Genomic DNA, 8,494 nt, shown 5'->3' on the forward strand with positions numbered 1-8,494 from the left:
GCCGTGCGGAGGAGGACAATGGGATCCATGACGAACACGGAGGAGCGGACCGCCGCTCAGACGCCCGACCCCGCCGCCGCCCCGCGCCCCCGCGCCACCGCGAACCGCTCGACGACCCCCGCCTCCGACCGCTTCCGCGACTTCATCGCGTCCGGCTGGGCCGAGCGGGAGGAGCCGCTGCCCGCTCCGCGTGAGCAGGCGTCCTTCGCCGCCTCCCGCCGGGAGCGCCTCTCCGCGCTGCACACCGGCGTGCGCATCGTCGTCCCGGCGGGCCGCCTCAAGCAGCGCGCGAACGACACCGACTACCCGTTCCGTGCGCACTCGGCTTTCACCTGGCTCACCGGCTGGGGCTCCGACTCCGAGCCCGGCGCGGTCCTCGTCCTCGAGCCCGCCGGGTCCGGCCACAGCGCGACGCTCTACTTCCGCGAGCGCGCGGGCCGCGACTCCGACGAGTTCTACGCCAACCCCGAGATCGGCGAGTTCTGGATCGGGCCGCGTCCGTCGCTCGCGCAGGTCGCGAGCGATCTCGGCCTCGCCACCCGCGGGATCGCCGAGCTCGACGCGGTCCTCGACGCGCACGACGGCGTCCCCCTCGCCGTGCTGCGCGAGGCCGACCCGGCGGTGACCGGCCGTCTCGACGCGGTCGAGGCCGACGAGCGGGCGGACCGCGACGCGGCGCTCGAGCGCGACATCGCCGAGCTCCGCCTGGTCAAGGACGCCTACGAGATCGCCGAGCTGCGCGCCGCCGTCGACGCGACGGGCCGCGGCTTCGAGGACGTCCTCTCCGACCTGCCGCGCATCATCGCCCACGAGAAGGGCGAGCGCCTGATCGAGGGCGTCTTCAACGGACGCGCGCGCGCCGACGGCAACGCGGTCGGCTACGACACCATCGCCGCGGCGGGCCCCCACGCCTGCATCCTGCACTGGACGCGCAACGACGGGCCGGTGCGCCCCGGCCAGCTGGTGCTGCTGGACGCCGGCGTCGAGCAGGACAGCTACTACACCGCCGACATCACGCGCACCTTCCCGGTGGACGGCCGCTACACGGACGCCCAGCGCCGGGTGCACGAGACGGTGCGGGAGGCGGCCGACGCCGCGTTCGCGATCGTCCGCCCCGGCATCCGCTTCCGCGAGGTTCACGCCGCGGCGATGGCCGTCATCGCGCGGCGCACCGCCGAGTGGGGCCTGCTGCCGGTCAGCGCCGAGGAGGCGCTCGAGGCCGACAACCAGCAGCACCGCCGCTACATGGTCCACGGCACCAGCCACCACCTCGGGCTCGACGTGCACGACTGCGCCCGGGCACGGCGCGAGATGTACCTCGACGGACTGGTCGAGGAGGGCATGGTCTTCACGATCGAGCCCGGCCTCTACTTCCAGCCCGACGACCTCACGGTCCCGGAGGAGCTGCGCGGCATCGGCGTCCGGATCGAGGACGACGTGCTCGTCACCGCCGACGGCGCCGAGAACCTCTCGGCCGGCATCCCGCGCTCGGCCGACGACATCGAGGCGTGGATGGCCCGACTGGCCCGCTGAGCCCGGTCGCCCGCGGGGAGCCCCGGCCGCTCAGGCGGCGAGGGGCAGCGCGAACTCCCCGCGGGCGGCGGCGAGCGCCAGCCCGTCGAGCAGCGTCGCCAGCTGACCGGCGGGAGCGTCCGGGTCCTCGGGGTGCCACTGCACGCCCACGAGGGGGGCCGCGACGTGCTCGACGGCCTCGATCACGCCGTCCTCCGCCCGGGCGACGATCCGCAGCCCCGGAGCGAGCAGGTCGACCGCCTGGTGGTGCGCGCTCTGCACCGCGAGCGCCTCGGACCCGAAGAGCCCGCCGAGCACGGAGCCCGCCGCGAGCCCGACCTCGTGCCGGTGCATGCGCTGGTGAGCGGGAGCCGCCGCGTTGACGTGCTCCGCCTCCGGACCCAGGTCCTGCACCAGCGTGCCGCCGAGCGCGACGTTGACGATCTGCAGGCCGCGGCAGATGCCCAGCAGCGGGGTCCGGCGGGCCAGCGCCCGGTGCACCAGCGCGATCTGGGCGGCGTCCGCGCGCTCCGCGTGGGGGCCCTCGGCCGGGTAGCCGCGGTCGGCGCCGTACTGCTCGGGAGCGATGTCCTCGCCGCCCGCGAGGACGAGGGCGTCCGCCCCCGCCGTGCGCGCCAGCAGCTCCTCCGTGCCCAGCTCCTCGGCGGCGAAGCGCTCCGCCCGCCAGCCGCGCTCGTGCGCGAGGGCGAGGATGCGGCCGTTCAGGATCTGCACGTAGGCGTGGTACTCCTCGCGGCCCGGTCGCACGCGGGCGACCTCGACGATGGCGAGTGAGCGGGTCATGACTCCATCCTGGGCACGCCGCCGCCGCCGGTCGAACCGCCGTGTCACGTGGTGTCACACTCCGGCCGTACGATCACGGAGTGACCTCGCCGAGCCCGTCCCTCCCGGAGCGCGTGCAGCAGGCGCGCTCCGAGGTCTCCGTCCTCGCCGGGACCACTCCCGAGCGCCGGGTCCGACCGCTGCGCGAGGCCGTCGAGCACGTCGCCGCCGGCGGCTCCCCCGATCCCGGCGCCCTGCTCGACGCGGTCGACTCGCTGGTCGGGCTCGTGACCCGCGCCGAGGTGCAGCTGAGCGGCGTCGAGCGCTCCGTGCGGGACGACCTGGAGCGGGCCGCCACCCTCTCCGACCTGCGCACCTCGGCGCAGCTCGCCTCCGCCGCCGACGTGGCCGTCGCGTGCGCCGCGGCACGGTCGCTCCTCCTCGACGCCGACGACGCCCGGTCGGCCGGCGTCCGCCACGATCCGGCCGCGCTGCTGGTCCTGCTGCTCGACGCCGACTCCGCTCTGGACGCCGTAGTCTCCGGGTACCGCGAGCCGCGAGCCCAGGCCGAGCGCCAGCTCCTCCTGTTCGAGGCGGCGCGCACCGCGGCCCGGCTCGGCGCCGAGTCGGTGCTGCTCCTGGCCGCCGTGCACGGCGAGCGCATCACCGCGGCACCCCGGATCCTCGCGGAGGAGACGCTCGGGCAGCTGGACACCGCGGTGCGCCGTGCGGCAGGCGATCCGGCCGGCGCTCTGGACGAGGCACGGGCCGCCGCCGACCGCGCCCGCTCCGCGCTCGACGAGGCCCTGGTCGACCTCGACGGCGCACCGCCGTCGCTCCGCCCAGCAGCCGTTCCCGGAGGCCTGCCCGCGGCCTGAGCACGCGGGCACCCGGCGCCGGCGCGCGTGCCATAGTGAGGGACATGGCCTCCTTCCTCGTCGTCCCCCAGTGGCAGGGCTCGGCGTCGACGCGCGCGATGCGCCTCGTCGACGGAGCCGAGGCGATCCGGGGCGATCTGCCCTCCTCCGCCACCACGACCCTCGACATCCCCGCCGAGGCGGGCGATGCCCAGGACACCGGCATCCGCCGCTACGCCTCGGTCGCCACCGTCGCCGAGCGGGTGCGCGAGGCCCTCTCGGGCCGCAGCGATCCCGTGATCACGATCGGCGGCGACTGCGGCGTCGAGTTCGCGGCGATCGGGCACGCCGTGCGCTCGGCACCGGGCCCGGTCGCGCTGGTCTGGCTCGACGCCCACCCGGACGCGCACACTCCCGAGTCCTCCCCCAGCGGCGCCTTCTGCGGCATGGTCCTCTCGGCCGCGCTGGGACGCGGCGTCGGCCTCCTGAGCGCGGGCGCCGAGGAGCGGGTGGCCGACGAGCGCGTCGTCCTCGGAGGTGTCCGCTCCGCCGACGACGGCGAGCTCGAGCGGCTGGTCGAGCGGGGCGCCGCGGTGCTGCCCGCGGACGCCCTCGACCCGGAGTCGCTCGTCGCGGCGGTCGAGGCGACCGGTGCCGCCTCCGTCTACGTGCACCTCGACCTGGACGTGCTCGACCCCGCCGACCTCGCCGGGCTGTTCGACCCGGTGCCCTTCGGCGTGCCCGCCTCGCGCCTCGTCGCGAGCCTCGACGCCCTCCGGTCCCGCTTCCCGCTCGCGGGCGCCGGCGTCACCTCGTTCGCCCCGTCGTCGCCGACCGCAGCCGAGGACGACCTGCCCACGATCCTCCGCCTCCTCGGCGCTCTGTCCCGCGGGGCCTGAGAGAGCCCTGCCATCGGCGCGCAAGCCCGAGCGCGTGTCGGCGGCACCCGGCAAGATGGTCGGACGCGACCGAGCGGAGGAACGATGAGCGACGAGAGACCGCGCGTGCGCACCGAGCGGCGCGGGACCGTGCTCGCGATCGTGCTGGACCGGCCCGAGAAGCGCAACGCCGCCGATCTTCGGCTGCTCGCGGAGCTGGCGTCCGCGTACGGCGAGCTCGACCGCGACCCGGAGCTGCGCGCCGGCGTGGTCCTCGCCGAGGGCGAGCACTTCACGGCCGGGCTCGACCTCGCCGACATCGGGCCCCGCCTGGGCTCCGACGGCCTCGACTTCGTGCCCGAGGGCGGTCTCGACCCCTGGGGCCTGCGCACCCGCCCCGTGAGCAAGCCGGTGGTCATCGGCCTCCAGGGCACCTGCCTCACGCTCGGCATCGAGCTCGCGCTCGCGAGCGACGTCGTCCTCGCCGAGCGGTCCACCCGCTTCGGCCAGATCGAGGTCGCCCGCGGCATCCTGCCCTTCGGCGGAGCGACGCTGCGCTTCCCCCGCGCCGTCGGCTGGGGCGACGCGATGCGCTGGATCCTCACCGGCGACCTCTTCGACGCCGAGGAGGCCCACCGCATCGGCCTCGTGCAGCAGGTCGTCCCCGACGGGACGGTCGCCGAGGCGGCCTGGGCTCTGGCCGCCCGGATCGCCGCGCAGGCGCCGCTCGCCGTGCAGGCCGCTCTGGCCAGTGCCCGACTCGCGGTCGCCGCGTCCGACGCCGAAGCCGCGGCCGCACTCCCCGGGGCGCTCGCGCGTCTCGCGGCGTCCGAGGACGCGCGCATCGGCACCGAGGCCTTCCTCCAGCGCACGACGGCGGAGTTCACCGGACGATGAGCGACGAGAGCACCACCGTCACGGCGCCCGGCGGCTCCTCCCTCGAGGCGCAGCAGGAGCGCGCCGCGCAGCAGCTCGAGATCCGGCTCCGCTACGGCGACCAGGTGTGGGAGCTGCGCGAGGTCGACCACTTCGCCGTCTTCTCCCGCCGCAGCACCGCACGACGGGCCGGGCGCGTCCTCGTGGCCTCCGGCTTCCAGATCGCGATCTCGCGGCTGAGGCTGAGGCAGGTCCTCGTCGCGAGCCACCACGCCGCGGTCGACGAGGAGTCGACCACCGCGTTCCTCCGCCAGGTGATCGAGGCGGTCGAGAGCCACGGCGGCCGCTACGACGGCTGGCGGGCCGAGATCGTGCCGGCGCATTGAGCGCCGGGCACCCACCGACGACGGGGCTCGACGCCTCCGAGAACCCCAGGGAGACAGCATGAGCAGCACGACGGACGAGTTCGACGTCATCGTCATCGGAGCAGGGCCGGTGGGCGAGAACCTCGCCGACCGCGCGGTCCAGGGCGGCCTCACCGCGGCCGTCGTCGAGAGCGAGCTCGTCGGGGGCGAGTGCTCCTACTGGGCGTGCATGCCCTCGAAGGCGCTGCTGCGGCCGCCGATGGCGCTCCGCGCCGCCCGTGATCTCCCCGGCGCGGCGCAGGCGGTGAGCGGAGGAGTCGACGTGCCCGCGCTCCTGGCCCGCCGCGACTCCTTCACCAGCCACTTCGACGACCACGGCCAGGTGCAGTGGCTCGAGGGCGCCGGCATCGAGCTCGTCCGCGGGCACGGCCGCCTGAGCGGCGAGCGCGAGGTGACCGTGACCGGACCCGACGGCGAGGTGCGCGTGCTCCGCGCCCGCGCCGCCGTCGCCGTCGCGACCGGCACCACCGCCGTCGTCCCCGACATCCCTGGCCTGCGCGCGGCGTCCCCCTGGACGAGCCGCGAGGCCACCTCGGCCGAGGAGGTGCCGCCGCGCCTCGTCGTCATCGGCGGCGGAGTCGTCGCGACCGAGATGGCGACCGCCTACGCCGGCATGGGCTCCTCCGTCACGCTCGTCGCCCGCAGCGGACTCCTCGCGCCGTTCGAGCCCTTCGCCGGCGAGCTCGTCGGCTCGGCGCTCCAGGAGCTCGGCGTCGACCTGCGCCTCGGCGACTCGCCCGTCTCGGTCGAGCGCCGGCCCGACGGCACCGTGGCGGTGACGCTCGAGGGCGGCGACGTCATCGAGGCCGACCAGGTGCTCGCCGCGACCGGCCGCGCCCCGCACACCCGCGACGTCGGCCTCGAGACGGTGGGCCTCGAGCCCGGCTCCTCGCTGACGGTCGACGACACGATGCTCGTGCTGGGCGGCGACGGTGCTCCCCTCGGCGGCGGGCGTCCGTGGCTCTACGGGGTCGGCGACGTGAACCACCGCGCACTGCTCACGCACCAGGGCAAGTACCAGGCCCGTGCGGCCGGCGACGTGATCGTCGCGCGCGCCACCGGGGCTGAGGTCCACGACGCCCCCTGGGGAGCGCACGTCGCGACCGCCGACCACGAGGCCGTGCCGCAGGTCGTCTTCACCGACCCCGAGGTCGCGTCGGTCGGCCTCACCGCCGCGGCCGCTGAGAAGGCCGGATACCGCACCCGCGTCGTCGACTACGAGATCGGCTCGGTCGCCGGCGCCGCCCTCGCCGCCGACGGCTACACGGGCACCGCGAGGATGATCGTGGACGAGGACCGGAAGGTCGTCCTCGGCGTCACCTTCGTCGGCAAGGAGGTCGGCGAGCTGATCCACTCCGCGACGATCGCCGTCGTCGGCGAGGTGCCGCTCTCGCGCCTCTGGCACGCGGTCCCCTCCTATCCGACGATCAGCGAGGTCTGGCTGCGGCTTCTCGAGACCTACGGACGCGACAGCGCGTGAGCGCGCTCCGTCGAGCCGTCGCGACGGTGGCCCTGGATCCGGCGATCACCCGGCCCGGCTACCTCTTCGCGTGCGCGGTCGGACTCGCCTGGGGCGCGCTGTGGAGCACTGGCCCGATCCGGCGCAGCCACGGCCTCGTCGTCTTCACCGGTCTGCCCTCCTGGGCGTTCGGCCGCGGAGGGTCCTGCGTCGGCACGAGCTACCTCACGGGCACCAACGTCTCCGACAGCGTCCTCGAGCACGAGGCCGTGCACAAGGAGCAGTGGCGGCTCTACGGGATGTGGTTCCCGTTCGCGTACACGGTGGCGGGTCGCGATCCGCTGCGCAATCGATTCGAGATCGAAGCCGGTCTCGAGAAGGGCGGATATCTCCGTGGTCACTGACATGCCGGGGCGCGTCGTCGTCCTCACCGGAGCGAGCTCCGGCATCGGCCGGGTCGCGGCGGGAGCGCTGGCGTCCGCCGGTGCCCGCGTGGCCGTGGTCGGGCGGAACCCCGAGCGCACCCGCGCGGTCGCCGCCGACGTGGGAGGGGACGCGTTCCTGGCCGACTTCGATCGGCTCGACGACGTCCGCGCCCTGGCCGACGGCCTCCTCGAGCGCTACGAGCGGATCGACGTGCTGGCGAACAACGCGGGCGGGCTCGTCTCCCACCGCGCCATGACGGTCGACGGCCACGAGCGGACGATCCAGAGCAACCATCTCGCGCCGTTCCTGCTCACGCGGCTCCTGCTCCCGCGGATGATCGAGACCTCGAGGGAGCGGGCCGGCGTCCGCGTCGTCTCCACGGCGAGCCTCGCGAATCGCTTCGGTCGCCTGAGGCTCGACGACCTCGACAACCGCCGCGGTCCGTGGCTCGGCGGCTGGCGGGCGTACGGCACGTCGAAGCTGGTGACGATCCTCTTCATCCGCGAGCTGGCGGAGCGGCTGCTGACGACGTCGGTCGACGCGTACTCGTTCCACCCGGGCGTCGTCTCGACGAGCTTCGGTGCCGACAGCACGATGATGAAGCTGATGACGAGCCTCTCGGTCGGCTCCTTCGGGATCTCCGCCGAGGCGGGTGCGGTGCCGCTGATCACCCTCGCCTCCGAGCCCGACGTCGGTGCCGCCAGCGGCACCTACTTCGACCAGCTGACACCGCACGGCTCCCTGAACCCCCAGGCCCGAGACCGCGCTCTCGCCCACGACCTCTGGACCCTCTCCAGCCGCCTCGTGGGCGTCTCGCCCACCCTGTAGCCCGCTGCCGCTCCCCGCTGACTCCGACTCGACGCGGGGGCGGCGCGGAGCACCCGGCGCGCTCGTCGGGGGGGATCTCGACACACCCTCGCCGAGGGCTGCCCGATCAGCAGTTCTGTGCGCGGTCGCCCGACTCGTCTGTGCCCGCGAGCTGCTCGATCAGCCGCGAAATCGGACGTGCGCGGATCTCGATACTCCCTCTCCGAGGGCTGCCCGATCAGCATGTCCGCGCACGGTCGCCCGACTCGCCAGGTACCCGAGAACCGCTCGATCACGCGCGACGTCCGTCGGGAGTGGATCTCGAGACGCCCTCTGCGAGATCCACTCGATCAGCATCGTCCCCCGCGGTCGCGCCCCCGCCTTCCTCGCCTCCGTCTCGGACCCCGACGGACCCGACGGACTCGACCCCGACTGGTACGGCCGCTGGCGACAGCTCCCCGACGAGCTCCG

General features: G+C 74.9%; 9 protein-coding genes. 8 read left to right on the top strand and 1 reads right to left on the bottom strand.

The window, feature by feature from the left end; genetic code table 11:
- Window positions 1–27: 27 nt before the first annotated feature.
- The gene (locus C5C27_RS15675; RefSeq protein WP_258066818.1) at window positions 28–1,533 is read left to right on the top strand and encodes an aminopeptidase P family protein; all 1,506 of its coding nucleotides are present in this window, start codon (window positions 28–30) and stop codon (window positions 1,531–1,533) included.
- 30 nt (window positions 1,534–1,563) lie between these two features.
- Here the strand turns inward: C5C27_RS15675 and C5C27_RS15680 are convergent, their stop codons facing one another.
- A complete protein-coding gene (locus C5C27_RS15680; protein ID WP_104314871.1) occupies window positions 1,564–2,316 on the bottom strand; it encodes a gamma-glutamyl-gamma-aminobutyrate hydrolase family protein in 753 nt (250 codons plus the stop codon).
- An 80-nt stretch (window positions 2,317–2,396) separates the two neighbouring features.
- Here C5C27_RS15680 and C5C27_RS15685 point away from each other — a divergent pair, with 80 nt between their 5' ends.
- The 7 genes from C5C27_RS15685 (at window position 2,397) to C5C27_RS15715 (ending at window position 8,044) form a co-directional block, all read left to right on the top strand.
- On the top strand, window positions 2,397–3,173 hold the full coding sequence (locus C5C27_RS15685) for a hypothetical protein (protein ID WP_104314872.1): 777 nt from the start codon (window positions 2,397–2,399) through the stop codon (window positions 3,171–3,173).
- Window positions 3,174–3,217: 44 nt separating this feature from the next.
- Entirely contained in the window at window positions 3,218–4,051 is an 834-nt protein-coding gene (locus C5C27_RS15690; RefSeq protein ID WP_104314873.1) for an arginase family protein, read from the top strand.
- An 84-nt stretch (window positions 4,052–4,135) separates the two neighbouring features.
- The gene (locus tag C5C27_RS15695) at window positions 4,136–4,927 is read left to right on the top strand and encodes a crotonase/enoyl-CoA hydratase family protein (RefSeq protein ID WP_104314874.1); all 792 of its coding nucleotides are present in this window, start codon (window positions 4,136–4,138) and stop codon (window positions 4,925–4,927) included.
- Window positions 4,924–5,292 (top strand): ribonuclease E inhibitor RraB, encoded by a 369-nt coding sequence (locus C5C27_RS15700; RefSeq protein ID WP_104225032.1) that lies wholly within the window; start codon window positions 4,924–4,926, stop codon window positions 5,290–5,292. The genes C5C27_RS15695 and C5C27_RS15700 overlap by 4 nt, the downstream gene beginning before the upstream one ends.
- A gap of 58 nt (window positions 5,293–5,350) precedes the next feature.
- Window positions 5,351–6,811: an NAD(P)/FAD-dependent oxidoreductase gene (locus C5C27_RS15705; protein WP_104314875.1), complete on the top strand. Its 1,461-nt coding sequence runs from the start codon at window positions 5,351–5,353 to the stop codon at window positions 6,809–6,811.
- The gene (locus tag C5C27_RS15710) at window positions 6,808–7,194 is read left to right on the top strand and encodes a Fe-S oxidoreductase (RefSeq protein WP_104227423.1); all 387 of its coding nucleotides are present in this window, start codon (window positions 6,808–6,810) and stop codon (window positions 7,192–7,194) included. The genes C5C27_RS15705 and C5C27_RS15710 overlap by 4 nt, the downstream gene beginning before the upstream one ends.
- Window positions 7,184–8,044: an SDR family NAD(P)-dependent oxidoreductase gene (locus tag C5C27_RS15715; RefSeq protein ID WP_181133566.1), complete on the top strand. Its 861-nt coding sequence runs from the start codon at window positions 7,184–7,186 to the stop codon at window positions 8,042–8,044. Before C5C27_RS15710 ends, C5C27_RS15715 begins: the two co-directional genes overlap by 11 nt.
- The last annotated feature ends 450 nt before the right edge of the window (window positions 8,045–8,494 follow it).

Source organism: Rathayibacter sp. AY2B7, from assembly GCF_002931635.1.
Taxonomy (GTDB): Bacteria; Actinomycetota; Actinomycetes; order Actinomycetales; family Microbacteriaceae; genus Rathayibacter.

Bases quoted from the DNA above. Each gene is read 5' to 3' on its own strand.
- C5C27_RS15705 (WP_104314875.1), top strand. From the start codon at position 5,351: ATGAGCAGCACGACGGACGAGTTCGACGTCATCGTCATCGGAGCAGGG.
- C5C27_RS15690 (WP_104314873.1), top strand. From the start codon at position 3,218: ATGGCCTCCTTCCTCGTCGTCCCCCAGTGGCAGGGCTCGGCGTCGACG.
- C5C27_RS15695 (WP_104314874.1), top strand. From the start codon at position 4,136: ATGAGCGACGAGAGACCGCGCGTGCGCACCGAGCGGCGCGGGACCGTG.
- C5C27_RS15680 (WP_104314871.1), bottom strand. From the start codon at position 2,316: ATGACCCGCTCACTCGCCATCGTCGAGGTCGCCCGCGTGCGACCGGGC.
- C5C27_RS15700 (WP_104225032.1), top strand. From the start codon at position 4,924: ATGAGCGACGAGAGCACCACCGTCACGGCGCCCGGCGGCTCCTCCCTC.
- C5C27_RS15675 (WP_258066818.1), top strand. From the start codon at position 28: ATGACGAACACGGAGGAGCGGACCGCCGCTCAGACGCCCGACCCCGCC.